Here is a 26,477-nt window from a genome sequence, read left to right as displayed (position 1 = left end):
AATGTTTTGTAATCTTATCTTTTGTAATTTGGTTCGCTTAGCAAAATCGGTGTCGTATTGGCAAGAACCCATTTAGTTGCGAGTTCGCATAAAAAATTAAGCTCATCGATTTCTGCGTCTCCATTTTTGCGAACATCTTTTATAATTAAAGCTACTTTTGCCAATTCGTTATCAGACAATGAATTATTTGAGGACAAATGGATAAAAAAGGCATCTAACATTTTTTTAAAATCGATATTCCAATTTCCACCGCCATTTCTATATATTTCATCGCGTACTTTTCCTGAAATGCGCACGACTTCGCCTTGTATGGTTTTTGAACTGCCCTTTGACGGTATTAAAAGTTCCCATAGTTCTTCGAATTGCTTTTCCCAGGTTGTACCAGTTACAGAAATAGGAGAGACACCGTCGTGTAGAATACGTCTTTTTACAGGCGGAACATTATACATTTCATAAAGTTGCTTTAATGCATGGTCTGTCTCTTCCAAATAATCTTTGTTGAAATTTTCCCTATGAAATTCAAAATCTTCTCCCCTTCGAACAACAGCATCTTTCATGGTTTGAGTTATTTCGACATCAGATTTTAAAAGTATTTTTGATATTTCGGCCAAGTTTTTAAGGTCGATGTTATTTGCTCTAACCAAAGCACGTTCCAAAGGAGTTTGTTTGTAGGTATTCAATGCATTGGTATCTGCTCCAGATGCTATCAGTTTTTGGACAGCATCAACATTAAAGCCACTTCCACTTGCAAAATGCAAAGGCGTATCTCCATAATTATCTCTTGCATGTATATTGGCACCGAGTGCTAATAAAGTTGAAACCTTACCAGTTCGTATCATCGCGTTTTGATGCAATGCAGTACGGTTATAAGTATCAACCGCTTCTATATCTGCGCCATTTTCTACTAGCCAGACTATAAGCTCATCGGGAATACCCCAAAAGCTTAACGCGGTTGTTTTTCCGTAACCGCCTCTTGCGTCCAATTCGCAGGTGTCAAATACAGCTTTCAAACCTTCAATGTCTTTCTTCTCGATTAATTCATTAAAATTTTTCGGAAGCGTTTTCTTTTTCTTTCCCATTCTTTTTGTTCCTTTTTAAAATCATTTGTCAAGAGATTTGATTTCAGACCCCAATTTTAGCATTAATGTTATGCTTTTCAACATATGCTTTTGCTGCATTCATCAGTTTTGTAAATTTTGCATCAATTTCACTTTGAGTTGAGGTGTCAAAATCTGAGATTGCTTTTTGTATTTGCTCTGGCGAAGCTTTTTCGTCTTTTAGTTTAGCAATCGGCAAATAACCTTCTTTTTGTTTGGCGATTGCATAAGAAAATAAATCTTTTGAAGCCTGAAGAAGTTCTTTGTTATCATCGTCTTCAGCAATATCTTTAATAGTTTGAAAACGTATTTCTAGATTGGTAATATCATATTTAAAAGCATCGTAGTAAGAAGAAGGAACCATCTTTTTTTGACTCTCATCATAAACTTGTGCTTCCGATTGCAGTTTTTCATTGATTTCTTTGCTTCCAAAACGAGACAATAAATTCGAATTTAAAGCAGCAATTTCAAAGGTTTTTTCTGGCGAAAGGTTGGTGCAAGATGTAGAAACTATGCTCGAGGCAATTAATACTAAAAATAGAGTCGTGGCATTTAAGATTTTTTTCATTTGTGAGTTTATTTATTATTTATCCTTTTAAAATTTTACTTTTTTCAATATCAAATTCTTCCGAAGTTAAAATTCCAGCATCTAAAAGTTCTTTTAAGTCTAATAATGCTTTTTTCTTTGTTTCCATCGAATTTGAAGTATCCGCTTTTGGAGCTTCGGTCTGCGGTGCAGTGTTTATTGGATTTACAGTAGTTCCAGAAGGAGCATATTTCAAAATCAACTCCGTAATTTCATTGAAACCTTTTACATTCGAATAGTCAATTGCTTTTTGCTCTTTTACATTTACGATGGAAGCATCGGCTTTGTTGTCCAATAGATACTTTACAACATCTTTCTTTCCGTTTGCAGCGCTGTAGTGAAGGGGCGTATTTCCGGATTCGTCTTGAATATTGATATTTGCCCCTGCTTCAATTAATAGTTTTACCATACTCAGATTGCCTTTTTTGGTTGCAACATGTAGAAGACTTTCTCCTCCGTAAGTATAAGAGTTATTTAAGGTGAAACTAGATTCGTTAGAAATATTGGTTGCACTGACAATCCAATCTAGATAATCATTCATTGAAGAAGTATCACTGGTGACTGGTTTGCTGTAATTCACATCGACGCCATTTTCTAAAAACAATGCGACAATCTCCTTTTGATTATTCGCGCAAGCGTACCAAATAGGAGAGTGTCCATTATTACTTGAAGTAAATACGTCTGATCCTCTTTCAATCAATAATTTAGCCAACATTCTATTGGTTTCGTAGCATGCAATTAATAGCGCATTTTCCCCAGAATGATTCGTATGATTGATAGCCGCGCCATTGTCCAAGAGTAAAGTTACTATTGGCAATGACTTTCTATAACATGCGTAAAGTAATGGCGTATTACCTTGTTTATCGGTCACATTAATGTCGGCACCTTTATCTAAAAGCAATTGGATAATCTCACGGTTTAGTTTTGCAGAAGCCAATAATAGTGGAGTTTCTCCATTGTTATTCAATAAATTAACATCAATTCCTGCTTCAAGCAACTTTGTTGCGATATCGACCTGAGCAGTTTGTACGGTCAAGTGTAACAAGCTGTTACCGTTTTTATCGTTGATTTCAATTTTGGCGCCATTCTCCAACAAAAACAAAGCGGTCTGTTTTTGCTTTTGCAGACAAGCAAAGAATAAAGGCGTTTCTCCTGCATGATCTTCATAATCGATATCGGCTCCATCTTCAACTAATAGCTTCACAATATCCAGATATCCTCTGTGTGCGGCATAATGCAAGGCTGTTCTTCCTTTTTCGTCGGTATATTTTACCTCTACTTCTTTATTTTGAAGCAGTAATTCAGCTATTTTTCGATTGCCGTTTTCACAGGCAATTATAAATGACATTGACATAGAATTGTGATTTTAAATTTAGGCTTTCATTAAAAGCTCAACAGTTTTAACTTTCAAATTGTCTGTAGAAGCAAGCGCAAGAGCAGTTTCGTCTTTATCGTTTGTAATCTCTTTATCTGCGCCATTTTCAAGAAGCAATTTTACTTTCCTGTAAATTTCTTTTGCCGCTTCGGCATCATAATTCACATTATAGGCACAGACTTTATGCAAAATGGTATTGCCTTGATTGTCTTGTTCGTTAACATCAATTGCTCCGCTGTCTAGTGCTGATTTTAAAATACCCGATTTTTTCTCCGCTATATAATCGATGCCGGATTTCGGATTTCCATAATATTGAGCGCAGTGATTTAAGTCGGCACCATCAGATAATAACCTTTGGAAAGAATTGAGATCATTCTCCGAATCAGACATCATTCGGATAAACTCAGTCAGTAAAGTTCTTCCGTCTTTATTGATGCTGCTGAAATCTGCTGAAGAGGATTCGGCTAAAAGTTCGTACATCGGAATAGAAAACTGCTCACCAACAGCATAATAAAAAGAACTGTTTTCCTGATTGTCTTTTTCGTTAGGATCTGCTCCGTTTTCTAATAAGGTCGGAATGTATTCTTTTTTGTTTCTTTTTACAGCGTACATCAGTGGTGTTGTACCAACGACATTTTTCTCGTTGATATCAACCCCATTTTCAAGAAGTATTTTAATATATTCTTTGCCTTTTTCAGCGTTTAAAGAATAATTGTTCACGATTTTGTGAATTAGGTTTTCCTGAGCGTTGTTTTGGTATTGCGCATTGCATCCAAAATCTTCTATTAAGATTTTAATGACTTCTGGAACCGCTTCTTTTTCTATAAAATATCCCAATAAGGTCTGATCGCTGATTTCGTCATTAAAATTGTCGACTTTTGACATTATCTCTTTGAAGAAAGAAAGAGATTCTTCGTCATTTTTTATATTTCGAGAAAGTGGGTTGAATATCGATTTGTCAAAACTGTCCAATTCGTAAATATCGGTTTCAATAAAGTTGGCTTTTATTAGCCGTTCGATGAAATCAATTTCTTTGGCTTCAATAATTTTGGCAGCTATTTGAGAGAAATTGTTTTTAAGATACTGATCGTTAAAGTTTTCTCCGTTATTTAGGCATTCTCTGGCCTCGTCAAATTTTCCCTGAAAAAGGAAATTTTCAATCTGGTTTTGTGTTTGCATTCGAAATATATTTAAAAATGATTATAAGTTTTACTCACAATTTTGGCTTGTAATTAGTGGCTTCACAAACATTGCTGTAAGATAAAACATAAAAATGAGAAATATATTTCAGGATAAAAATTAAAAAAGGCTTTTTATGTTAAGAAATGGACCAAATAGAGATTTTAAGCTTTTTTTTCTTCTGATTTTTTCAAGAAAGTGAAAACGAGCTTAATAAATCATAAAACAAACACAATAAGTCTTTTATTTAGAGAAGAATAAAATATTTTGAGCAGAGAATTTTAAAAGGATTATTTTAAAAAATAGGGTCATTTTTTATTTAACAACCCTTTAGAACTAATCTATAAATAGCCAAATAAAAAAAATACTATCTTTACCGATCAAACGTTTATGAACTTAAGCTGCATTCTGGCAGCACTACATATATAATTATGGCATGTACAAGTTGTTCAACCTCAGATGGTGGCGCACCAAAAGGTTGTAAAAATAATGGGACTTGCGGCACCGATAGCTGCAATAAATTGACGGTTTTTGACTGGCTTTCGAACATGAGTCCGTCTAATGGAGAGGCGATTTTTGATTGTGTTGAGGTTCGTTTTAAAAACGGACGTAAGGAATTTTTTAGAAATTCAGAGAAATTAACTTTAAGTATTGGCGATATTGTAGCAACTGTTGCTTCGCCAGGACATGATATTGGAATTGTGACTCTTACAGGAGAATTGGTAAAGATTCAAATGAAGAAAAAAGGAGTGAATTACGAAAGTAATGAGGTTCCAAAAATTTATAGAAAAGCATCTCAAAAAGATATCGATATCTGGTCTGTAGCGCGTGATCGTGAGGAACCAATGAAGGTTCGTGCACGTGAATTGGCGATTCAGCACAAACTGGAAATGAAAATTTCGGATATTGAATTTCAAGGCGACGGATCAAAAGCGACTTTTTACTACACAGCAAACGATCGTGTCGATTTTAGAATGCTGATTAAGGATTTTGCTAAAGAATTCAGCACTAGAGTGGAGATGAAACAAGTTGGTTTCCGTCAGGAAGCGGCTCGTTTAGGAGGAGTTGGATCTTGCGGACGCGAACTTTGCTGTTCGACTTGGTTAACCGATTTCAGAAGTGTGAATACTTCTGCGGCTCGTTATCAGCAATTATCGTTGAATCCACAAAAATTAGCGGGACAATGCGGTAAATTAAAATGCTGTCTGAACTATGAGTTAGACACTTACATGGACGCATTAAAAGATTTTCCGGATTACGATACCAAACTAATCACAGAAAAAGGAGATGCTGTTTGCCAAAAACAAGATATTTTTAAAGGATTAATGTGGTTTGCGTATACAAACAACTTCGCAAACTGGCATGTTTTAAAAATTGATCAGGTAAAAGAAATCATTGCAGAAAATAAACAGAAAAACAAAGTTTCTTCTTTAGAAGATTTTGCTGTTGAAGTAGTTGCAGAGCCAGAAAAAGATTTCAATAATGCAATGGGTCAAGAAAGTTTAACTCGTTTCGATCAGCCAAAAAGAAAGAAAAAACCAAATCGCAAACGCAAGCAAAATGCAGAGGCGGCTATCGTTGCAACTCCAGCAAAACCACAGCAGGAGAAAAATGTAAACCACGCTAAACCAGCAGGAAATACTAATCCGAACAATGGTAATGCAAACAAACCAAACAATCAAAACAATCCAAATAAGCAAAATCATAAGAAAAAGCATAATTCGAATAAGAACAATCCGAATAAGCAAAATTCTAATGAAAACAAACCTGCTGAACCTAGAAAACCAATAACGAATACTAAAAATGAGAATAAAAAATAGCGGAATTCTTCTTTTGGTAGCTATACTTCTTTTTTCTTGTGATAAAAAAAGAGTATTTGATCAGTATAAATCTGTTGGAAGTGCTTGGCACAAAGACAGTATTGTAAGCTTTGATCTGCCAGTTTTAGATTCTACAAAAAAGTTCAATCTCTTTGTAAACATACGAGACAATAATAATTATCCTTTTAATAATTTATTTTTAATTGTTGCTCTTGAAACACCAAGCGGTTTTACAAAAGTGGATACATTAGAATACCAAATGGCAGAGCCAGATGGAACGTTGTTAGGAAATGGATTTTCTGACATAAAAGAAAGTAAGCTTTATTACAAAGAAGATGTGAAGTTTACAGGGAAATACAAAGTTCACATCAAACAAGCGGTTAGACAATCGGGTAAAATACCAGGTGTTGAAGCTTTGCAAGGAATTACAGACGTTGGTTTTAGAATAGAACAAAAAGATTAGATAAATAGTTATGGCTGCTAAAAAAAACAATCAATCCAAAAGCGTTAAGGATATTAATTATTACAAAAAGAAATTTTGGCAGGTTTTTGCCTACTCTTTATTAGGAGTTCTAGCCTTCTTCTTATTTGCTTCTTGGGGTTTATTTGGTTCTATGCCTTCATTTGAAGATTTAGAAAATCCAGATTCAAACCTTGCTACCGAAATTATCTCTTCTGATGGAGTTGTGATTGGTAAATATTTCAAAACCAATAGATCGCAACTTAAATATTCTGATTTGCCTAAAAATTTAGTTGAAGCACTTGTTGCAACTGAAGATGCACGTTTTTACGACCACTCAGGAATTGATGGGCGTGGAACTTTAAGAGCTGTTTTTAGTTTAGGAACAAATGGGGGTGCGAGTACATTGACACAACAGCTTGCAAAACAGTTGTTTCATGGTGAAGGATCGAAATTTTTGCCTTTTAGAGTTGTACAAAAAATAAAAGAATGGATTATTGCCATTCGTCTGGAAAGACAATATACAAAGAACGAAATCTTAGCGATGTATTGCAACGTTTATGATTTCGGAAATTATTCTGTTGGAGTAAGTTCTGCCGCTCAGACTTATTTCTCAAAAGAGCCAAAAGACTTGACAATTGACGAATCTGCTATTTTGGTCGGAATGTTCAAAAATTCAGGTTTGTACAATCCGGTAAGAAATCCGCAGGGCGTAAAAAACCGTCGTAATGTGGTTTTATCGCAAATGGCAAAAGCAAAAATGATTTCGGAAGCTGAAAAAGAAAGACTTCAAGCTCTTCCAATTACGCTGAAATTTAAATTGGAAAGCCACCGTGAAGGTATTGCAACTTACTTTAGAGAATATCTTCGTGATTACATGAAAAAATGGGTTGCTGAAAACAAAAAGCCTGATGGATCTGATTACGATATTTACAAAGATGGTCTTAAGATTTATACTACTATAGATTCTAGAATGCAAACCTACGCTGAAGAAGCGGTTGCTGCGCACATGCAAAACCTTCAACAGCAGTTTTTTATTGATCAAAAAAACAATAAAAATGCTCCTTTCGTAAATATTACACAAGCTGAGACAGATAGAATCATCATGCAAGCCATGAAAAATTCTGTTCGTTGGGCTCAGATGAAAGATATGGATAAAAGCGAGGAAGATATCATTGCATCATTCAAAGTAAAAACTAAAATGCGTGTCTTTACTTGGAAAGGTGAAAGAGATACCACTATGACACCACTGGATTCTATTCGTTACTACAAGCACTTTTTGCAATCTGGTTTAATGTCTATGGAACCTCAAACAGGAGCAATTAAAGCTTGGGTTGGAGGAATCAATTACAAATATTTCCAATACGATCACGTAGGGCAGGGAGCAAGACAGGTAGGTTCTACTTTCAAGCCTTTTGTTTATGCAACGGCAATCGAAGAATTAAATATGTCGCCATGTGATTCTATTCTTGATGGACCTTTCATGATCCATAAAGGACGTCACCACGTAACAGAAGACTGGGAACCAAGAAACTCAGATTACAGATACCGCGGAATGGTAACTTTAAAACAAGCCTTGGCAGCTTCTATCAATACAGTTTCGGCTAAATTAATTGATAGAACAAGTCCAGAAGCAGTTGTAGAATTAACTAAAAAATTAGGAGTAAAAACAGAAATTCCAGTTCAGCCTTCAATTGCACTAGGTGCGGTAGATATTACAGTTGAAGATATGGTTGCGGCGTATAGTACATTTGCGAACCAAGGAGTTTATGTAAAACCACAGTTTTTAAGCAGAATTGAAAACAAAAGCGGAGAGGTTATTTACGAACCAATTCCAGAGTCTCACGACGTTTTAAATAAAGATATTGCCTTTGCGGTAATCAAATTGCTTCAAGGGGTTACAGAAAGTGGTTCTGGTGTGCGTTTACGTACTCAGGGCGGCGGAAGTGGAGATAATCGTTGGACAGGATATCCATACATGTTTACAAACCCAATTGCAGGTAAAACAGGAACAACGCAAAACCAGTCTGATGGTTGGTTTATGGGAATGGTTCCGAACTTGGTAACTGGAGTTTGGGTTGGATGTGAAGATCGTTCAGCACGTTTCAAAAGTTTGACTTACGGACAAGGAGCAACTGCAGCTTTGCCTGTTTGGGGGTATTACATGAAAAAGTGTTATGCTGATAAAAGCCTTCAGGTTTCTAAAGGCGAGTTTGAACGTCCGGCAAACCTTTCTATAAAAGTAGACTGTTACGCTAGGCCAGTTATAGTGAAAGATACCACACAGACCGAACAAAATACAGATGAATTTGAATTGTAATATTGTTGCAATAAACCTTATCTAATTATATATCAATCCCTTTACCAGTCTTGTAGAAGATTTGTAAAGGGATTTTTCTTTTCGTTTTATTTTTACGAAATCGTTATAATTTCACCTAAAAATCTTATTTTTATCAAAAATATTCAGCAATAAAGATAGTTTGTTATGATAACAAAAAAAGTAAATAGCGTTCATGAAGCTATTGAAGGAATCGATAGCGGTATGACCATTATGTTTGGTGGTTTCGGTTTATGTGGTATTCCTGAAAATATAATTGCAGCTTTGGTAAATACATCCATTTCAGATTTAACCTGTATTTCCAACAATGCTGGTGTAGACGATTTTGGTTTGGGATTGTTGTTGCAGAAAAAGCAGATTAAAAAAATGATTTCTTCTTATGTGGGAGAAAACGCCGAATTCGAACGTCAGATGCTTTCGGGAGAATTAGAAGTTGAATTGACGCCTCAAGGAACTTTGGCAGAACGCTGTCGTGCGGCTCAGGCTGGAATTCCTGCTTTCTTTACACCAGCAGGATACGGAACTGAAGTTGCTGAAGGAAAAGAAGCACGCGAGTTTAATGGAAAAATGCATATTATGGAAGAAGCTTTCAAAGCCGATTTTTCTATTGTAAAAGCTTGGAAAGGCGATGAAGCCGGAAATCTGATTTTCAAAGGAACAGCCAGAAACTTCAATGCTTGTATGGCGGGTGCAGGAAAGATCACAATTGCAGAAGTAGAAGAGTTGGTTCCTGTTGGTACATTAGATCCAAATCAAATTCATATTCCTGGAATTATGGTACAGCGTATCTTTCAAGGAGAAAAATTTGAAAAGAGAATTGAACAACGAACTGTAAGAGCTAGAAATTAGATAATTAGAAAATGAGGTAATTAGATAATTAATTTAGATTGCGTATAGAATTATCAAATTATCAAATTATCAAATTATCAAATTGACACATTAAAAATATGACTAGATTTAGTATAGCTCTTTTTTCGTTCGTATCGTTTCAGGTTTTTTCTCAAGGCACCAATGAACTTAGAAATCAATTGCAGCAAATCATTTCAAGTAAAAATGCGACGGTCGGAGTTTCAATAAAAAACATTGAAGACAAAGACACTTTGAGTATTAACGGAAATTTAAAAATGCCAATGATGAGCGTGTTTAAATTTCATATTGCTTTGGCAGTTTTGCATAAAGTTGATGAAGGCGAGTTCAATCTTACGCAGGAAATTTTCGTAAAAAAGAAAGACTTAAAGGAAGATACGTGGAGCCCGATGAAAGAAGATTATCCAGAAGGAAATGTAAACTTGACTTTGGATAAAATACTTCGATATACGGTTTCGCATAGTGATAATAACGGATGCGACATTTTGATCAAATTAGTTGGAGGCACAAAATACATTCAGAAGTTTATAAACGAACAGGGAATCAAGGATTTCGTTATTAAAGTGAACGAAGATCAAATGAAGACTTGGAAAAATCTGTATATCAACACCACCACTCCGTTAGCAACTACAGAATTGCTGGAGAAGTTTTTTAAAGGTAAAGTTCTAAAAGAAGAAACCACGAAGTATCTATATCAGATAATGGTAGAAACTTCAAGAGGTCTTACTTGGATGAAAGCTGGACTTCCTGAAGGAACAGAATTGGCACATCGAACTGGAATCTCTGGAACGAATGATGCTAATTTGAGAGTAGCAATGAATGACATTGGAATTGTAAAACTTCCAAATGGAAAACATCTTATTGTTTCTGTTTATTTAAAAGATATTACAGAAAAGAAAGAAGACACAGAAAAAATAGTTGCAGATATCACAAAAGCAGTCTGGAATTATTTTATTAGATAATTAGAAAATGAGTCAATTAGATAATTAATTTAGATTGTGTATAGAATTATCTTATTATCAAATTGACTAATTGACACATTAAAAAGATACATTAAAACTATGGCACTTAGTAAAGAAGATATAGCAAAACGAATTGCAAAAGAAGTAAAAGACCGTTATTTTGTAAATCTTGGAATTGGGATTCCGACTTTGGTCGCAAATTATGTTCGAGAGGATATAGCGGTTGAATTCCAAAGTGAAAATGGAGTTCTCGGAATGGGGCCTTTTCCTTTTGAAGGAGAAGAAGATGCGGATGTGATCAATGCAGGAAAACAAACCATTACAACACTTCCGGGTGCAAGTTTCTTTGATTCGGCTTTCAGTTTTGGAATGATTCGTAGCCAAAAAGTAGATTTGACAATCTTAGGAGCAATGGAGGTTTCTGAAAACGGAGACATCGCAAACTGGAAAATTCCAGGTAAAATGGTAAAAGGAATGGGAGGCGCAATGGATTTGGTGGCTTCTGCCGAAAATATCATCGTTGCCATGATGCACGTAAACAAAGCAGGAGAGTCAAAAATCTTAAAAAGATGTACTTTGCCATTAACTGGTGTAGGATGCGTTAAAAAGGTTGTAACTGAGCTTGCGGTTCTAGAAGTAACTGAAAAAGGTTTTAAGCTCTTAGAACGAGCGCCAGGTGTCTCAGTCGAGCACATCATCGCCTCAACCGAAGCCGATTTGATTATTGAAGGAGAAATTCCTGAGATGGATATCAGCTAAAAAAAATTTTTTTTCTAAAAAAACGATCAAGGCCAGCTTTTAAAAGAGCTGGCCTTTTTTGTAGGAATTAATTAAAGGATTTACAGTTATTGATTTTAATAAACTATAGTAGATTCAAAACTTATTTTTAAATATAAACAACTACTAATCAGTCAAATAATTGTTTTTTGAGCTATTTTCTTACGAAATCAATATGGTTTGTTACATAAAAATGGAATTAATGTAAAAAATGTTGCTTTTAATCGATTAAAGACATATTTAATCGATTATATAACATAAATAAAATATTTTTACACAAAAATAAAGTATTTACCTACATTAAATATTTTGTTTGTAATCCATTTAACCAAAATTAAATACCACATTATTATGGAAAGAAAATTACCTAAGATTATGGCGTCAGCCGTTATTATTCTTACATTTTCAGCAACTGTATTTGCTCAGAATACAGACAAGCGGATAAATCAGAAAAATTTATCAGAAAATGGACAACCGAGTCTAATCACTTTTAGTGATAAATCTACTTACAAGGGAACAGATTACAATACTGTTTTTAAAGAGCAACTTGGACTAAAGGATAACCAATCTTTTTTGAAAGTTAAAACCGAATCAGACAGAGAGGGGTTTACTCATGAAAAGTTTCAGTTGTATGAACAGGGAATTAAAGTAGAATTTGCCAATTATACATTACATTCTAAAGAAGGTAAATTAGTTTCTATGAATGGTGAGTTTTATGCCTTTAAAAATGTAAAAACTACTCCGAAATTATCAAGTCAGGATGCATTTGCTAAAGCGATTGCTTACACGGGAGCAAAAGAATACTTATGGGAAAAACCCGAAGATGCTGCTGCAATGGATTATGAAAAACCAAAAGGGGAGTTGGTTTTATTACCAGATATGGAAGAACAAGGGCAGGATAGAAAATCAGACAAAGTTCGATTGGCTTATAAGTTTGATATCTATGCTACGAATCCGTTGAGCAGAGGTGATCTCTATATCGACGCTGAAACCGGAAAAGTTTTGTTTTATAATGCTACAATAAAACACCTTGGAGAATATAGTCACGGAGGGAAATTGGAATCTGCGAAAGCAAATCAAAAGGAAATATCTAATGCAAAAGCTGCAATTGTTTCGGCAAATGCAGCGACACGTTATAGCGGAACTCAGGTCATTCAGACTACTCTAAGTGGATCTTCTTATATTTTATCTGATGGAACTCGCGGAAATGGAATTCAAACCTATAATTCTGCCAGAACAGCGACATACCCAACAACCAATTTCACCGATGCTGACAATAACTGGACAGCTGCTGAGTATAATAATACAAATAAAGATAATGGAGCATTAGATGCACATTGGGGTGCTGAAATGACATATGATTATTGGTCTGCTGTTCATGGAAGAAACAGTTATGACAATGCTGGAGCAAAAATTAAAAGTTATGTTCACTACAATTTAGTAGCTGCTGGATATCCAAATAACAATAATGCATTCTGGAACGGAAGTGTTATGACTTATGGCGACGGAACAGGAACTGGAGGATTTGATATCTTGACGTCAATAGATGTTGCTGGACATGAAATAGGACATGCGGTTTGTACTTATACAGCAAATCTTGCTTATCAAAAAGAATCAGGGGCAATGAATGAGGGTTTCTCTGATATTTGGGGAGCTTGTATCGAATATCGTGCTGCACCAACAAAATCGACATGGTTAGTGGGAGAAGATATCGAAAGAAGATCAGGGCATCTTGCTTTGCGTTCTATGAGTAATCCAAAATCTGAAGGGCAACCAGATACTTATGGAGGAACTAATTGGGTGAGCCAAAGCTGTACACCCACTAGTAGTAATGATTATTGTGGCGTTCATACCAATTCGGGAGTTCTGAATCATTGGTTTTATATTTTATCAGTTGGTAAATCAGGAACAAATGATATTGGAAGCACCTATAATGTGACAGGTATAACTATAGATAAAGCGGCAAAAATTGCCTATCGTTTAGAAAGTGTGTATTTAACCGCAAATTCTACTTATGCAAATGCAAGGACATCAGGAATACAATCTGCAATAGATTTGTATGGTGCAGGTTCGGCTGAAGTTATAGCAACAACCAATGCTTTTTATGCAGTAGGTATTGGCCCAGCTTATGTAGGATCTAGTGATACTGTTGCGCCTACAGCTCCAACAAGTCTTGCAGCTTCGGGTACTACGGGAACAACAACTAATTTATCGTGGACAGCCTCAACAGATAATGTAGCTGTTACAGGGTATGATATTTACCAAGGAACAACATTAAAAGGTTCGTCTACAACAACTAGTTATACCGTAACTGGTTTAACAGCATTAACAGCTTATAGTTTTAGTGTAAAAGCTAAAGATGCAGCAGGAAATGTTTCGACAGCGAGTAATACAGTAAATGTTACAACTACTTCTGCGGCACTAACATATTGTACATCTCAGGGTAATAGTACAGCAGACGAGAGAATTGGTAAAGTTGTATTTGGAACAATCAATAATACATCTACAGGAACAGCGGGTTATGAAAATTACACCTCAATTTCGACAAATGCAACAAGAGGAACTGCATATACAATTACGCTCACACCGAGCTGGACATCTACAGTTTACAGTGAAGGATATGCTGTATTTATAGATTATAATCAAGATGGTGATTTTGCCGATTCTGGTGAAACGGTTTGGACAAAAGCGACATCAACAGCAACTTCGGCATCTGGAACTATTACAATTCCGGCTACGGCAACTCTTGGGACAACAAGACTTAGAGTTTCTATGAAATACAATGGAGTTCCAACATCTTGCGAAAGTTTTTCTTATGGACAAGTTGAAGATTATTCGATAAACATAACAGCTTCAGGAGCAATTGTGAATGAAGAACTTGTTGCGGGATTGATAGAGACTAATGAAAATTCTGAATTTGTATTATATCCAAATCCTGTTGCAAATGAGCTAAATGTCTCATTCTTAAATAATAAAGGATATACATTTAGAATTACAAATGTTTTAGGTCAACAAATTAGTAAAGGTGAACTTTCTGAAAGCCCTATAGATGTAAGTCTGTTAAGTACAGGAGTTTACATTATAGAATTGAACAACGGTACAAAAAGAATCGTTAAGAAATTCGCTAAAAAATAAAATAATAACTATAAAAAAGTAAAAAACCGCCTACTTGGGCGGTTTTTCTTTTTTCAAAATCTTAGAAACTTTAAAAACTATAAATTAAATGAAGCTCCTAAACTAAAAGTAGCTTGATTATTCAAATGATAAAAAGGATCATTGTTTGAACCGTATTTTGCAATTGGGAATCCGATTTCTGTGAAAACACCAAATCCATCTGTAAAGAAATATCGACCACCAACGTGTCCGCCGAAATTATGTAAACCTAAGCTTAATCCAGGGTAAACGTCCAATTCTTTTACACCAATTACGCTAGATAAGTTAGCATTGATTCTTGCTTTTGCATCAAAACGATCTGAGAAATCTGGCTCAGCATCACGGTAAGGATTTGTGCTGCCGTGGTAGAAACCGTTAAAATTATCAAACCCTAGTATGTAGTTAGCAACAAAACCAAAAGAGAAATTTTCTCCTAAACCAAAATCAACAGAACCTTGAATTCCAGAACCACCATCTTGTAAATTAGCTCCTACGTTTACTTTAATATCTCCCTTTCCTTTAAAAGCTTCTTGAGCATTAACAAATCCGAATGTAACTAAAAATACAAGTGTAATAACCTTTTTCATAAAAATTTAATATTAATTATTTGGGCAGCAAATGTAAAATTTAAATAAATTAATTCCTACCTTTTTCGTTAAAATAGAGTTCGTTCAGTGGTTCACTTTGCCAGTATTCCTTAGTATCAACATCTAAAATCGTAAGCGGACCTCTAAATGCTGCGCCTGTATCTACATTCCAGACACAAGCTCTGTTTACAGGAACCGTTTCTCCAATTCGGGTAACGGGTGTGTGACCAATATAAACTTCCTTATAAACGGTAAATCTTTTCGGATAGTGTAAATCGTCTTCTTTTAATTTTGGGTCTAATGAAAGTGCTGTTTCCCAAAGGGTTCTATCCCAGTAAAATAGTTTAGAAAAATATTCCCATTTTACACCATTCAAATTAGTGAAGCCTGCATGAACAAACAAACGATTGTGATCGTCAAGATAAAAATCCTGAAGATTTTCTAGAAATTCGATATGCGCTTTCTTTTTCTCTTCAGAAATTTTAGCATAACCTTCAACCGTAGCTTTTCCGCCATGTTTGTACCACATTTCTTCATCAAAATCATCATGTCTGTTTTCGAGCCAGTCCAAAGCCAGCTGATCATGATTTCCTCGTATGCAGATGCAGTTTTGTTTGCTTTTTAAATCAATCAAATAGTCGATTACTTCAACAGACTGACTCCAGCCGTCAACATAATCGCCCAAAAAAATTAGAGTATCTTCTGTGGTAACGTTGGCTCTCTCTAGTACTTGTTCAAGTGCAAGTAATCCGCCATGAATGTCACCTATAACAAATGTTCGCATTATTTAATTTTTCGAGTAGAAGAACAAAAATAGAAAGAATAATTGGTTTGAACTCATTGAATTCAGATTCTTTAAAAATTGATATGATTTATAACTACTTACAATACTTTTTTATTATTTTTCCTCAGTAAATTTGCAAAATGTCTGAAACACCAACATATCGCAAAATTATCCATATTGATATGGATGCATTTTACGCATCGGTAGAACAGATGGACAATCCGGAATTAAGAGGCAAACCGGTAGCAGTTGGAGGTTCTGAAAATCGAGGTGTAGTTTCGGCTGCAAGTTACGAAGCCAGAAAGTTTGGCGTTCGTAGTGCCATCAGCGGGGTTTTAGCAAAAAAATACTGCCCGGACATTATCTTCGTCAGACCCAGATTTGATCGTTACAAGGAAATTTCATCCAAGATTCATAAAATCTTTCATGATTATACTGATTTAGTCGAGCCTCTTTCGCTTGACGAAGCTTACTTGGACGTTACCAAAAACAAAAAAGGAAATCCTAGCGCAAGTCTTTTGGCACAGGAAATTAGGCAAAGAATTTTTAATGAAGTAGGGTTGACGGCTTCGGCTGGAATTTCGATCAATAAATTTGTGGCTAAAATTGCCAGCGATTATAACAAACCAAACGGACAAAAAACGGTAAATCCCGACGAGGTAGAAGCTTTTCTGGAGGATCTTCCCATTCGTAAATTTTACGGAGTTGGAAAAGTAACTACAGAAAAAATGTATCAGCTCGGAATTTTTACAGGAACCGATTTGAAAAGCAAATCTCTAGAGTTTTTAGAAAAGCACTTCGGAAAATCGGGAACATTTTATTACCATGTGGTTCGAGGCATTCATAATAGCGAAGTAAAATCTTCACGAATTACCAAATCTGTTGCTGCAGAACATACTTTTGATGTGAATTTGTCTTCGGAGATTTTTATGATGCAACAGTTGGAGCGTATTGCAACTTCGCTAGAGAAACGTCTTCAAAGGCATAACATTTCTGGAAAAACGATTACGCTCAAAATCAAATACAGCGATTTTTCGCAGCAGACGAGGAGTAAAACGCTTCCCTATTTTATTTCTGATAAAAGTCTGATTATGGAAAACGTTGAGGAATTATTGTACCAGGAAAAAATGAAAGATTCAGTACGATTGCTCGGAATTTCGTTGAGCAATTTAAATAACGAGGTAAAAAAAGCGGTGGTAGTACAGCTTAAATTTACTTTTTAATAACAATTTTGAAAAGTTTAAAATAAGGCTAGGTTATGAATAACAAGATTTTTCTGCTATCTTTGAGTAAAAAGATTATATCTGTCTTCTGAATTGATTTTGTATGAAAAATAGAAATTCCGACGATCCGTTACAGCGAAATTCAGTTCCAATTCTTTCTTGGGATTTTCATTACGAATATCTAAACGAGCTAAAAGCATTAAGTACTGATTTAAAAAGGGTAAGCGAAATCTCAGATGAGTTTATCTGGGATGAAAAAACGCTCAATATTCAGGAACGAATCAAAAATGAAGTGGTTTTAATAACCGATTTAGATTTGAAAATAGTTTTCGCGTCAAGCGGAATAAAAAAAATGACGGGTTACAAAGAAGAAGAAGTCTTAGGAAAAACCCCTAAGATGTTTCAAGGCCCAGCAACTTCACAAAAAGATTTAAAGGAAATTAGAGATGCGGTAAAAAAGAAGATTCCTTTTGCCAAAACCCTCGAAAATTATAGAAAAAACGGTCAAACCTATAAATGTAAAATCGATGCCTCGCCAGTTTATAACCTGAAAGGTGAGATATCTCATTTTATAGCCTTCGAAAAACAAGACATAAGCGCTTAGTTATTTTGCCGCAAAGGCACTAAGACACAAAGATGTTTTTTAAAGAGAAAAAAATAAAGCTATCCGTTAGGGATAGCTTTATTTTTATAAAAAACTTTGCGTCTTAGTGCCTTTGTGGCAAAACATCTTTATAAATTAGCAAAGAAATCATTTCCTTTATCGTCGGTGATAATAAACGCAGGGAAATCTTTGACGGTGATTTTACGAACAGCTTCCATTCCTAATTCTTCAAAATCAACAACTTCCACTTTTAAGATATTATCTTGAGCCAAAATAGCAGCAGGCCCACCGATAGACCCCAAATAGAATCCGCCGTATTTGTTGCAGGCATCAGTAACTTGTTTGGTACGGTTTCCTTTTGCCAGCATAATCATACTTCCGCCATTTTTCTGGAATTCATCCACATAAACATCCATACGACCCGCAGTTGTTGGTCCGAAACTTCCAGAAGCCATTCCGTCTGGAGTTTTTGCAGGACCAGCGTAATACACGGGGTGATTTTTGAAATACTCTGGCATTGGTTTTCCAGCGTCTAACAATTCTTTAATTTTTGCGTGAGCAATATCTCGGGCAACAATTACAGTTCCGTTTAGTTTTAAACGAGTTTTAACAGGATATTGAGATAATTTAGCCAAAATATCTGCCATAGGTTGATCTAAATCAATTTCTACAGGAGCTTCTAAATGCGGAGCTGTTTCTGGTAAAAATTGCTTTGGATTTACTTCTAACTGCTCAACAAAGATTCCATCTTTAGTGATTTTTCCTTTGATATTTCTATCTGCCGAGCAAGAAACACCCAATCCAACCGGACAAGAAGCTGCGTGACGAGGCAAACGGATTACACGAACATCGTGCGTGAAATATTTTCCTCCAAATTGCGCTCCAATAGCACTTTCTTGGCAGATTTTCTGAACTCTTTCTTCCCATTCAAAATCACGGAAAGCTTGGCCCGCCATGTTTCCAGAAGTTGGAAGGTGGTCATAATATCCAGCAGAAGCTTTTTTAACAGCGCTTAAGTTTGCTTCAGCAGAAGTTCCGCCAATTACCAAAGCTAAATGGTATGGAGGACAAGCAGAAGTTCCTAAATCTTTAATTTTTGTGCGAATGAATTCATCTAATGATTTTTCATTCAACAAAGACTTTGTTTGTTGGTATAAGTATGTTTTGTTTGCAGATCCTCCACCTTTTGCCATGAACAAAAAGTCGTAAGAAGTTCCTTTTTTAGCATAAATATCAATTTGTGCCGGAAGATTTGATCCTGAATTTTTCTCTTCAAACATCGAAATCGGAACAATCTGAGAATAACGTAAATTTCTTTTTTGATACGTATTAAAAATACCACGGCTTAACCACTCTGCGTCATCAACACCAGTAAAAATGCTTTCGCCTTTTTTAGCCATTACAATCGCAGTTCCAGTATCTTGACAGCTTGGCAACTGACCTTCAGCAGCGACAGAAGCATTTTGAAGCAAGTTGTAAGCTACAAATCGATCATTGTCTGTTGCTTCTGGATCGTCAAGAATTTTTCTTAGTTTCTGTAAATGCGTTGTTCGTAGCATAAACGAAACATCTGTCAAAGCTTCTTCAGCCAATAATTCTAAACCTTTTGGATCAACGGTTAAAACTTCACGTTCTCCAAATTGTTCTACTTTCACAAAATCAGAAGTGATTTTGCGATACTGCGTATCATCCTTTAAGATCGGATAAGGATCTTGGTATATAAAATCGATCATTGTTTTGTTTTTTTACAAATTTAGAAATTATTTACCTAAGAAAGAATTTGAATTAGGACTCTTCTGCAGATGTTTTTTACTCTGCAGCGTTAAATTGATCAAACGTCATCTTTTTTTCAAAGTACGGTTTGTCTTTGGCAGAGAGTAACATTTTTTTCCATTTATTATCTTTTAATTCGAAAGCTATTGAGTCTGAGTGCTTAAGGATGCCCATGTCCATGTTTTCATCTTCGTCCGCAGGTATAAACGCAACAGTTTTGCAATAAAAGGATTTTGGATCAGATTTAGTAGAAGTATTTACAATTTCAACCCAGCTTCCCCAGCCGCTGTCGGTCATAGAGCTCCATTGGTGTACCAATTGTAATCCGCTGTTTTTTAGATAATACAAGTAGTTGTCATGCGCATAGCCACAAGCAGGAAATCCAACGGTGATTTGTATGAATGGCGAATTTTTAGAAGTTTCAGATGTTAATCCGTAAGAAGCCGTCCACTCAGAATCTTTCTCAAAACCTTTTATAGCAACTTTAGAAGAGGCGCTTTTGGTTTTATTCTGATAAAAGTCTAATCGGTATTTTACCGTAACGATACTGTCCTTGTCTGCTTGCTGATCTACCAAATGCGCCAGTATAAAATCTGTAGAAGATTCTGTTCCGTCCGTGTAAATGGCTACAGTATCAGTTTTAATAATCTTTTCATCAGCAGAAACCTCTAATGTCTCTTGCGGTTCAATGATTTCTGCTATAGGTGGCGCAGCATCTGTAGGTTTTGTTTTTTGACATCCGATAAAAATAAGTAGGGAGAAAAATAGAGTGTGGATTTTCATCTTTGGGGAGATATTTAATTGTTTTTTTAATTCTAGCGAAACCTCTAAAGTATAAAATTATGAGATTTTTTTGAAGAAAAAAGAAAAAGAAGCACATGAAAAATAAGTTTAATTACTTTCAAGGCTTCTTTTAAAACTTTAATTAATTAGTCTTTATTCTTTGTAATAAAGGTATTTAGAGTGGTTTTTTTTAGGATAAAAAAATGTTCTTAATTTTTTAAAAAAACCAAGTTGCTACAAAAATGGCTGTAATTACACAGATTAAATCTACCAATAGCATTGTACCCAAAGCGTAACGAGTGTTTTTGATGTTTACAGATCCAAAATAAACCGCAATTACGTAGAAAGTACTCTCGGCGCTGCATTGGAAAATACTGCTTAGTCTTGCAGTTAAAGAATCGGCTCCAAAAGTATTCATGGAATCAATTAGGAAACCTCTTGAACCTGCAGAACTAAATGGACGAAGCATCGCAACTGGCAGCGCATTAGTAATTTCTTTGCTTACACCTAAATTCGAAAAGACAAATCCGATTGCATCGCTGATAATTTCGAATAAACCGCTGTTTCTGAATAGTGAGATTGCAACCAGCATTCCTAAAACATAAGGAAAAATCGTAACTCCAGTTTTAACTCCGTTATTGGCGCCAACTACAAAAGTGTCGAAAACAGTGGTTTCTGCCTCTTTGAATTTTTTTTCATGTATGAATGAGAAAATTAGAGTAAATGCAATAATGGCAATTAAGATTAATCCAGAAAGGTTAGAAGTAAAATAGTTTTTTCCGATTAAGTCCAAATGATTCACATACATCAGCAAACTTACAATTGCAGCAATTAGAACCATCAAACCAATAAGAAGCGAAGCACTTTTAAAATTGATTTTTTGTTTGATTCCAACAATCAGGAAAGCCGCAATGGTTCCGATGAAAGATGTTATAATACAAGGCAGCATAACATCGGCAGGATTACTGGCGTTTGCCGCAGCACGGTAACCAATAATTGAAGTTGCAATTAAAGTCAAACCAGAAGCATGAAGGCACATAAACATGATTTGCGCATCACTGGCTTTGTCTTTTTCGGGATTTATTTCTTGTAAACTTTCCATGGCTTTCAATCCGAATGGCGTTGCGGCCGAATCTAATCCTAAGAAATTGGCAGCAAAATTCAAAGTCATGTAAGATATCGAAGGGTGATTTTTAGGAATACTCGGGAAAACTTTCACAAAAACCGGACTCAAAGCTTTGGCCAATTTTCCTGAAACTCCAGAAACGATTAAAAGTTCCATCAAACCACAGAAAAAAGCTAAATAAGCAATAAGAGGCAAAATTAGATCGACCAAAGTGCTTTTACAAGTTGGCAATAAACCATCAGATTTTTGAAGTCCGCTGTAAATTTTTACGGTTTTGTTTTTGTAAACGTAAGTAGTGTCGGCATTAAGCGTATCACGATTGATAATCATGGTCTGATCTGGCGCTTTTTTAATGCTGTCTTTTAAGAAAGCAGGAAGTTCTTCGACGTATTTTTCAGAAACCAAAATTGGATCGTCTTTCTTTCCATTCAAAATAGAATCAATGGTATACGTGTTGGCAGTAAACAAACTGACTACAATAAAAACAATCGAAGAAATAAAAATCGCTAACCAAAATCTGCTTAATACCATAATTGTAATTTTTTGTAAATGTAATTATTTAGCAATAATAAGCATAAAGATTTTATGTAATGAGACGGTAATTTGAGTTTATATGTCGCCCAGCTGGGGCTTTTTGAAATAGGAAATTTCATTCGCTATTAATATATCGCTCTTCCAGAGCTCTTTTTGAATTTTAGTTAGGTGAAATAGCTCTGGAAGAGCGAAATATTTATAGAAATCGATTAGACAATAATTAAAAAGCCTCAGCGGGGCAAAATCTAATTTATCTATTTTTTTAAATGGACTATTCAATCACAACTTTGGTTTCCAAATAGGTTTCAAAAGCTTTAATTCCTTCAAACAAAATTTCCTTTTTCGAACTTTCGGTTTCATTAAAAAATTCCGTTTCAATTTTAGCGTGATCTTTTTTTATGGTTCGTTTCCAGATTCCAATTACTTTTCCGTTTTCTAAAATTATGGGTTTAAAAATGCCATTATTGGTAAAAACTTTTGATTGATGTTCGGTATTAAAAGAAACATCGCGTGTTTTATACGAAATTAAAATTTCATCAAAAGCGGGAAGAAAATGTAAGCTTTCGCGAAAATTTTCCTCGTCTCTTAGCCCTTGTTTAAACCAATATTGTTGATTATCAATAGTAATATTTTCTAATCGCAACTCTATTGCGTTAATTGTTTTCTTGCATATTGTAGCAGGAAATCCTGACCACCATGAAAAATCATACACTGTTGCTGGGCCATGACTTTCAAAATAGCGTAAGGCAAGTTTGGCTAATGCTTCTTCTGTTGACAATTTGGTTTTTGGTTTAGAAACTCTTTCTTCCAGCAGCGTATAAGTAATTTGTTTGCCTTTCATTTTACCATTGCAAACTAAACCATCCAATTCGGCATTCATCATTACAATAACAGGGGATAAATCTCCAGTTTTTTTCTGAATGTTAAGTTCCTGCATGATTTCCTCTCGTGTTAAATGATTATTTCCTGCTAGAAGTTTTTCTATGGCGGCATTGACCTGATCGAATTTCTTTTCGTCAAAACCATGCTGTTTAGCCATTGTAGCAAAAAGGCGCTTTACTTGTGGCGAAGAAAGCTCGAGCATCCAATAAATATCATCAGGAGAAACAAAATGCCAAGTTGGACGCAGAATATGAGTTCGAATAATTTGAGCTGAATTTATGGCTTCTTCTATTTCTTTTTCGCTTGAACTACAACGAGAACCAATTGCCCATTTTGCCATAGCATAATCCTGAGCTTGCATAGCACCGAAATGCTTTACAATTTCTTGAGGAGAACATTGATTTTCCTGATAAAGCTTCTGAGAAGCCATACGATAATGTGAAATTTCCGAATGAATCATTTTTAGCGATTAATTTAAACCATAAAAGTTATACAAGTTCACATAAAAATGACCTTAGTATCTTATCAACTCAGAACCTTAGCATCTAAAAAGAAGCTATACATGAATAATCTCTTCATCAATCAATAAATCTTCGCGGCGCAAGCGAAGAAAAACCTGCGCAACTGCAATGGTGTCTTTTTCGCAATACGTAATAATTCGATCAATGTCTTTTTCGACATAATAGACGTGAGCAACCTGGCTTCCGTCAATATCGCCTTTTGGCGAAGGAACTCCCAAAATCTTGGTTAGCAATTTTAGCGAAGTAAAATGCTTATAATCGCCAAATTTCCATAATTCGAGAGTATCGAGATGCGGAATTTCCCAAGGTTTTTTACCGAACAAATTCAATTTGTCGGGAATGGGCATTTGGTTGATGATCATTCTTCGGGCAATAAACGGAATGTCAAATTCTTTTGAATTATGTCCGCAGAGCAAATGTTGAGGCTGATTAAAATGATTGTTAACCAGATTCGAAAAGTCTTTTAAGATTTTCTTTTCTTCACCAAAAAACGAAGTCACCCTAAAATTACGAACATCTCCTTTGATGGTAAAAAAGCCAACAGAGATGCAGATTATCTTTCCGAACTCGGCCCAAATTCCCGCACGTTCGTAAAATTCTTCAGGTGTAAACTCCTCTTTTCGTTGATATTGTGTTTTCAAATCCCAAAGCGATTGCATTTCCGCATCAAGCGAATTGAAGCTTTCTTCTTCGGGAACGGTTTCTATATCAAGAAATAAAATGTTATTGAGGTTTATTTTTTCAATCATTTTTAAGACTTCTTAGATATTAGATAATTAGACTTGTATTTTTATGTTTTACAAATATGCGTAAAATTCTTACTATTTAAAAATCGTTAGAATAAACTTTGTTGTGCAGACGGACATTCGTGTTCCAAAAGCCATTTTTTGCGTGACAATCCGCCAGCATATCCAGTTAAAGAACCATTTGTTCCAATAACGCGGTGACAGGGAACCACAATCCAAAGCGGATTTTTGCCATTTGCTGATGCTACAGCGCGAATTGCTTTTACATCGCCCAATTTCTTGGTCTGGTCCATATAACTAACCGTTTTTCCGTAAGGAATTTCTAAAAGAGATTTCCAGACTTTCTGCTGGAATTCGGTTCCTTGCGGATTTAGTTTAAGATCAAAATCGGTTCTTTTCCCTTCAAAATATTCATTCAATTGCGAAACGGCTTCTTGCAAAACGGCTGGAATTTTCTTAGAAACTTCATTTGTTCCAACATCGGAAACAGAAATTACCGAAATACCGCTTTCATCTCCAATGATTTTGGTGATTCCGAGAGGCGAATTGATGAAAACTGTTTCCATGATTTTTGAGTTATAACCGTATAGAAGCAAAGGTCAATCGCAAAGTTCGCAAAGTTTTTTTAAATCATGTAAGTAATTTAAGTTTTTGTATAACGCTTTAAACGATTGTCACTCTGAGTGAGTTTAAGGCTTGTGAAAAATAATATATCCCTGACTTTTTTAAGTCTAGAAACATAAAGAATCAATTAAAAAGTCATTAATAGTCCACAGTTTGATTCTTTGGCTTCTTCGTAAATCTCAATTAATTCTTCATAAGCTTGGATAACTTCTTTGTCTAAGCTTTCAGTCTCGAAGATACTTATGAAGTTTTGTTTTAAAGTTATTAGTTCTTTATGAATGCTAGAAATTTGCTGAGAGTCAATAAAACCAAGTCCCATTCTGCCTGGGTCTAAAGTAAAGTTTTCAGAATCTAATGATTTGCCAAGTATATAATATTCATTATTAAACTTAAGGTCTAATTCATCAAATGATTCTAATAATAATTCCCAGCTATAAGATAACCCTAATTCTTCATCAGGATTATAATATTTTGTCATTGCAAAATCTGCTAGTTCTTGAATATCTTCGGTTTCTAACTCTTCTATCCATTCAGATGTAAGTTCTTCTCCTGAATAAGGTGACTTTAAATCGTTTAAATTTTGGTTTATAAAAGAAATTAACAATTTTTCGTTATCTGTTTCTCCAGCAGTAAGAATGATTTCTGATAATTCTTTTGTGAATGCTGACGTATTAAACAAAAATGATTTGTGTTCCATTGACATGATTTTCGCGTTAAAAATTTTTTGCAAAAATGTTTTATGGATGTGTTTTTAATAGCCTCAATAAGATGTATTTGTATCACTTTAAGTTTAAATAAGGATTTTAACTTTACCAAGCCGGATATCTTAGAGTTTAATAATTATCTAAACAGAATTTATAGTTCAAATAGTTTTCAATCTTTTCGCTAGAAACCACTTTTTTAATATTTGATTTTTCAGAACTGAATTTTGGTTCTGGCAAATTCATTTCAATCGCTTTTTGAGTGTAATAGTCTTCTCTTGTTGGATGAAAAGGCGCAACTGCATTAAAAACTTCATTCCATTTCGATTGATTTATGATTTCGTCAATAATGCCAATACAATCGTTTTGATGAATTAAATTGATTGGAGCATCAGGATTGTCTAGGTTTGCTTTTCCAGCTAAAAACTTTATAGGATGACGATCTGCACCAATTAATCCGCCGAAACGCAAAATTGTAGTGTCGAAGTTTTGATTTTCTTGAAGAAGCTTTTCAGCTAAAACTAACTGTTTACCACTTTCATTATCTGGATTTGGACTCGTTTCTTCTGTTACCAAACCATTTTCATCTCCATAAACCGATGTTGAACTTACAAAAAGGACTTTCTTAACCGTTGATTTTGCTATAAACGGAATCAAATTCTTGATTTTTTCTACAAAAGCTTTCTTCTCAGAATTAGGATCGACGGTTCTTAATTTTGGAGGAATGTCTATGATTAAGATTTCGCTTTCCGCTAAAAAATTAGTGGTATTTTCAGAAACACTTTCGCTTTCAACAGTTACTAAAAACGAATTTATTCCTGCATCTTTTAAAACTGAAAGTTTATTTTCTGAAGTTGTTGACCCGTTTACTGCATTTCCTTTTGCAAGTAATGTTTTTGCTAAAGGAAGTCCTAGCCAACCGCAACCAAGTATACTAATTTTTGTCATTTTTTCTTTTTAAGTTGCAAAGTTACA

Annotated in this window: 23 protein-coding genes; 9 read left to right on the top strand and 14 right to left on the bottom strand. The window is 35.0% G+C overall.

Translation table 11 applies throughout. The features are described 5' to 3' along the window. Positions 1–14: 14 nt before the first annotated feature. The 4 genes from SOM12_RS11560 to SOM12_RS11545 are packed head-to-tail and all read right to left on the bottom strand — an operon-like array spanning position 15 to position 4,237. On the bottom strand, positions 15–1,079 hold the full coding sequence (locus SOM12_RS11560; RefSeq protein ID WP_320493521.1) for an ankyrin repeat domain-containing protein: 1,065 nt from the start codon (positions 1,077–1,079) through the stop codon (positions 15–17). Between the two features lie 43 nt (positions 1,080–1,122). After that, on the bottom strand, positions 1,123–1,665 hold the full coding sequence (locus tag SOM12_RS11555) for a hypothetical protein (protein WP_095930245.1): 543 nt from the start codon (positions 1,663–1,665) through the stop codon (positions 1,123–1,125). 19 nt (positions 1,666–1,684) lie between these two features. Continuing rightward, on the bottom strand, positions 1,685–3,031 hold the full coding sequence (locus tag SOM12_RS11550) for an ankyrin repeat domain-containing protein (RefSeq protein ID WP_320493520.1): 1,347 nt from the start codon (positions 3,029–3,031) through the stop codon (positions 1,685–1,687). Positions 3,032–3,055: 24 nt separating this feature from the next. Next, positions 3,056–4,237, bottom strand: a complete 1,182-nt coding sequence (locus SOM12_RS11545; RefSeq protein ID WP_320493519.1) for an ankyrin repeat domain-containing protein — start codon at positions 4,235–4,237, stop codon at positions 3,056–3,058. Between the two features lie 431 nt (positions 4,238–4,668). Between SOM12_RS11545 and SOM12_RS11540 the strand changes: the two genes are divergently transcribed. From SOM12_RS11540 to SOM12_RS11510, 7 genes are all read left to right on the top strand, one after another. Beyond that, entirely contained in the window at positions 4,669–6,057 is a 1,389-nt protein-coding gene (locus tag SOM12_RS11540; protein ID WP_320493518.1) for a regulatory iron-sulfur-containing complex subunit RicT, read from the top strand. Then, positions 6,041–6,520, top strand: coding sequence for a gliding motility lipoprotein GldH (locus SOM12_RS11535; RefSeq protein ID WP_095930250.1), 480 nt, complete (start codon positions 6,041–6,043; stop codon positions 6,518–6,520). The genes SOM12_RS11540 and SOM12_RS11535 overlap by 17 nt, the downstream gene beginning before the upstream one ends. A 10-nt stretch (positions 6,521–6,530) precedes the next feature. Next, positions 6,531–8,837 (top strand): penicillin-binding protein 1A, encoded by a 2,307-nt coding sequence (locus tag SOM12_RS11530; protein WP_320493517.1) that lies wholly within the window; start codon positions 6,531–6,533, stop codon positions 8,835–8,837. Between the two features lie 165 nt (positions 8,838–9,002). Next, positions 9,003–9,704, top strand: coding sequence for a CoA transferase subunit A (locus tag SOM12_RS11525; protein WP_320493516.1), 702 nt, complete (start codon positions 9,003–9,005; stop codon positions 9,702–9,704). 98 nt (positions 9,705–9,802) lie between these two features. Beyond that, entirely contained in the window at positions 9,803–10,684 is an 882-nt protein-coding gene (bla, locus tag SOM12_RS11520; RefSeq protein ID WP_095930253.1) for a class A beta-lactamase, subclass A2, read from the top strand. A gap of 99 nt (positions 10,685–10,783) precedes the next feature. Then, a complete protein-coding gene (locus SOM12_RS11515; protein WP_320493515.1) occupies positions 10,784–11,443 on the top strand; it encodes a CoA transferase subunit B in 660 nt (219 codons plus the stop codon). Positions 11,444–11,812: 369 nt separating this feature from the next. Further along, on the top strand, positions 11,813–14,596 hold the full coding sequence (locus SOM12_RS11510) for a M4 family metallopeptidase (RefSeq protein WP_320493514.1): 2,784 nt from the start codon (positions 11,813–11,815) through the stop codon (positions 14,594–14,596). Between the two features lie 77 nt (positions 14,597–14,673). Here the strand turns inward: SOM12_RS11510 and SOM12_RS11505 are convergent, their stop codons facing one another. Together SOM12_RS11505 and SOM12_RS11500 are read right to left on the bottom strand one after the other, a co-directional pair. Then, positions 14,674–15,201, bottom strand: coding sequence for a DUF6646 family protein (locus SOM12_RS11505; protein WP_250834747.1), 528 nt, complete (start codon positions 15,199–15,201; stop codon positions 14,674–14,676). Between the two features lie 49 nt (positions 15,202–15,250). Beyond that, positions 15,251–15,985: a metallophosphoesterase family protein gene (locus tag SOM12_RS11500; RefSeq protein ID WP_095930257.1), complete on the bottom strand. Its 735-nt coding sequence runs from the start codon at positions 15,983–15,985 to the stop codon at positions 15,251–15,253. 140 nt (positions 15,986–16,125) lie between these two features. On the opposite strand from SOM12_RS11500, the gene dinB reads away from it, so the two are divergent. Together dinB and SOM12_RS11490 are read left to right on the top strand one after the other, a co-directional pair. Further along, positions 16,126–17,208 (top strand): DNA polymerase IV, encoded by a 1,083-nt coding sequence (dinB, locus tag SOM12_RS11495; protein ID WP_320493513.1) that lies wholly within the window; start codon positions 16,126–16,128, stop codon positions 17,206–17,208. Between the two features lie 103 nt (positions 17,209–17,311). Then, positions 17,312–17,812 (top strand): PAS domain-containing protein, encoded by a 501-nt coding sequence (locus SOM12_RS11490; protein ID WP_095930259.1) that lies wholly within the window; start codon positions 17,312–17,314, stop codon positions 17,810–17,812. A gap of 128 nt (positions 17,813–17,940) precedes the next feature. Here SOM12_RS11490 and SOM12_RS11485 read toward each other — a convergent pair whose 3' ends face one another. The 8 genes from SOM12_RS11485 to SOM12_RS11450 all read right to left on the bottom strand — a co-directional run bounded on the left by SOM12_RS11485 (position 17,941) and on the right by SOM12_RS11450 (position 26,450). Further along, positions 17,941–19,545 (bottom strand): fumarate hydratase, encoded by a 1,605-nt coding sequence (locus SOM12_RS11485; protein WP_095930260.1) that lies wholly within the window; start codon positions 19,543–19,545, stop codon positions 17,941–17,943. A 76-nt stretch (positions 19,546–19,621) separates the two neighbouring features. Then, positions 19,622–20,368: a hypothetical protein gene (locus SOM12_RS11480; protein WP_095930261.1), complete on the bottom strand. Its 747-nt coding sequence runs from the start codon at positions 20,366–20,368 to the stop codon at positions 19,622–19,624. A 217-nt stretch (positions 20,369–20,585) separates the two neighbouring features. After that, complete coding sequence (locus SOM12_RS11475) at positions 20,586–22,025, bottom strand: nucleoside recognition domain-containing protein (protein ID WP_320493512.1); 1,440 nt, start codon at positions 22,023–22,025, stop codon at positions 20,586–20,588. Between the two features lie 274 nt (positions 22,026–22,299). Next, a complete protein-coding gene (locus tag SOM12_RS11470) occupies positions 22,300–23,370 on the bottom strand; it encodes a winged helix DNA-binding domain-containing protein (protein WP_320493511.1) in 1,071 nt (356 codons plus the stop codon). A gap of 96 nt (positions 23,371–23,466) precedes the next feature. After that, positions 23,467–24,180 carry a 3'-5' exonuclease gene (locus SOM12_RS11465; RefSeq protein ID WP_320493510.1) on the bottom strand — a complete coding sequence of 238 codons (714 nt, stop codon included), beginning with the start codon at positions 24,178–24,180 and terminating at the stop codon, positions 23,467–23,469. Between the two features lie 86 nt (positions 24,181–24,266). Next, the gene (locus SOM12_RS11460) at positions 24,267–24,743 is read right to left on the bottom strand and encodes a methylated-DNA--[protein]-cysteine S-methyltransferase (protein ID WP_320493509.1); all 477 of its coding nucleotides are present in this window, start codon (positions 24,741–24,743) and stop codon (positions 24,267–24,269) included. Positions 24,744–24,928: 185 nt separating this feature from the next. Continuing rightward, positions 24,929–25,504 carry a hypothetical protein gene (locus SOM12_RS11455; protein ID WP_320493508.1) on the bottom strand — a complete coding sequence of 192 codons (576 nt, stop codon included), beginning with the start codon at positions 25,502–25,504 and terminating at the stop codon, positions 24,929–24,931. Between the two features lie 130 nt (positions 25,505–25,634). Next, on the bottom strand, positions 25,635–26,450 hold the full coding sequence (locus tag SOM12_RS11450) for an SDR family oxidoreductase (protein WP_320493507.1): 816 nt from the start codon (positions 26,448–26,450) through the stop codon (positions 25,635–25,637). Positions 26,451–26,477 lie beyond the last annotated feature (27 nt).

Source organism: Flavobacterium sp. CFBP9031, assembly GCF_034044945.1.
In the GTDB taxonomy this organism is placed as follows: domain Bacteria; phylum Bacteroidota; class Bacteroidia; order Flavobacteriales; family Flavobacteriaceae; genus Flavobacterium.
The sequence above is the reverse complement of the archived record's forward strand: the minus strand, read 5'-3'. Positions and strand labels throughout refer to the sequence as shown.

Bases quoted from the DNA above. Each gene is read 5' to 3' on its own strand.
- SOM12_RS11465 (WP_320493510.1), bottom strand. From the start codon at position 24,180: ATGATTGAAAAAATAAACCTCAATAACATTTTATTTCTTGATATAGAA.
- SOM12_RS11460 (WP_320493509.1), bottom strand. From the start codon at position 24,743: ATGGAAACAGTTTTCATCAATTCGCCTCTCGGAATCACCAAAATCATT.
- SOM12_RS11545 (WP_320493519.1), bottom strand. From the start codon at position 4,237: ATGCAAACACAAAACCAGATTGAAAATTTCCTTTTTCAGGGAAAATTT.
- SOM12_RS11470 (WP_320493511.1), bottom strand. From the start codon at position 23,370: ATGATTCATTCGGAAATTTCACATTATCGTATGGCTTCTCAGAAGCTT.
- SOM12_RS11560 (WP_320493521.1), bottom strand. From the start codon at position 1,079: ATGGGAAAGAAAAAGAAAACGCTTCCGAAAAATTTTAATGAATTAATC.
- SOM12_RS11505 (WP_250834747.1), bottom strand. From the start codon at position 15,201: ATGAAAAAGGTTATTACACTTGTATTTTTAGTTACATTCGGATTTGTT.
- SOM12_RS11480 (WP_095930261.1), bottom strand. From the start codon at position 20,368: ATGAAAATCCACACTCTATTTTTCTCCCTACTTATTTTTATCGGATGT.
- SOM12_RS11450 (WP_320493507.1), bottom strand. From the start codon at position 26,450: ATGACAAAAATTAGTATACTTGGTTGCGGTTGGCTAGGACTTCCTTTA.
- SOM12_RS11485 (WP_095930260.1), bottom strand. From the start codon at position 19,545: ATGATCGATTTTATATACCAAGATCCTTATCCGATCTTAAAGGATGAT.
- SOM12_RS11525 (WP_320493516.1), top strand. From the start codon at position 9,003: ATGATAACAAAAAAAGTAAATAGCGTTCATGAAGCTATTGAAGGAATC.
- SOM12_RS11500 (WP_095930257.1), bottom strand. From the start codon at position 15,985: ATGCGAACATTTGTTATAGGTGACATTCATGGCGGATTACTTGCACTT.
- SOM12_RS11490 (WP_095930259.1), top strand. From the start codon at position 17,312: ATGAAAAATAGAAATTCCGACGATCCGTTACAGCGAAATTCAGTTCCA.
- SOM12_RS11475 (WP_320493512.1), bottom strand. From the start codon at position 22,025: ATGGTATTAAGCAGATTTTGGTTAGCGATTTTTATTTCTTCGATTGTT.
- SOM12_RS11510 (WP_320493514.1), top strand. From the start codon at position 11,813: ATGGAAAGAAAATTACCTAAGATTATGGCGTCAGCCGTTATTATTCTT.
- SOM12_RS11530 (WP_320493517.1), top strand. From the start codon at position 6,531: ATGGCTGCTAAAAAAAACAATCAATCCAAAAGCGTTAAGGATATTAAT.
- dinB (WP_320493513.1), top strand. From the start codon at position 16,126: ATGTCTGAAACACCAACATATCGCAAAATTATCCATATTGATATGGAT.
- SOM12_RS11540 (WP_320493518.1), top strand. From the start codon at position 4,669: ATGGCATGTACAAGTTGTTCAACCTCAGATGGTGGCGCACCAAAAGGT.
- SOM12_RS11515 (WP_320493515.1), top strand. From the start codon at position 10,784: ATGGCACTTAGTAAAGAAGATATAGCAAAACGAATTGCAAAAGAAGTA.
- SOM12_RS11535 (WP_095930250.1), top strand. From the start codon at position 6,041: ATGAGAATAAAAAATAGCGGAATTCTTCTTTTGGTAGCTATACTTCTT.
- bla (WP_095930253.1), top strand. From the start codon at position 9,803: ATGACTAGATTTAGTATAGCTCTTTTTTCGTTCGTATCGTTTCAGGTT.
- SOM12_RS11550 (WP_320493520.1), bottom strand. From the start codon at position 3,031: ATGTCATTTATAATTGCCTGTGAAAACGGCAATCGAAAAATAGCTGAA.
- SOM12_RS11555 (WP_095930245.1), bottom strand. From the start codon at position 1,665: ATGAAAAAAATCTTAAATGCCACGACTCTATTTTTAGTATTAATTGCC.
- SOM12_RS11455 (WP_320493508.1), bottom strand. From the start codon at position 25,504: ATGTCAATGGAACACAAATCATTTTTGTTTAATACGTCAGCATTCACA.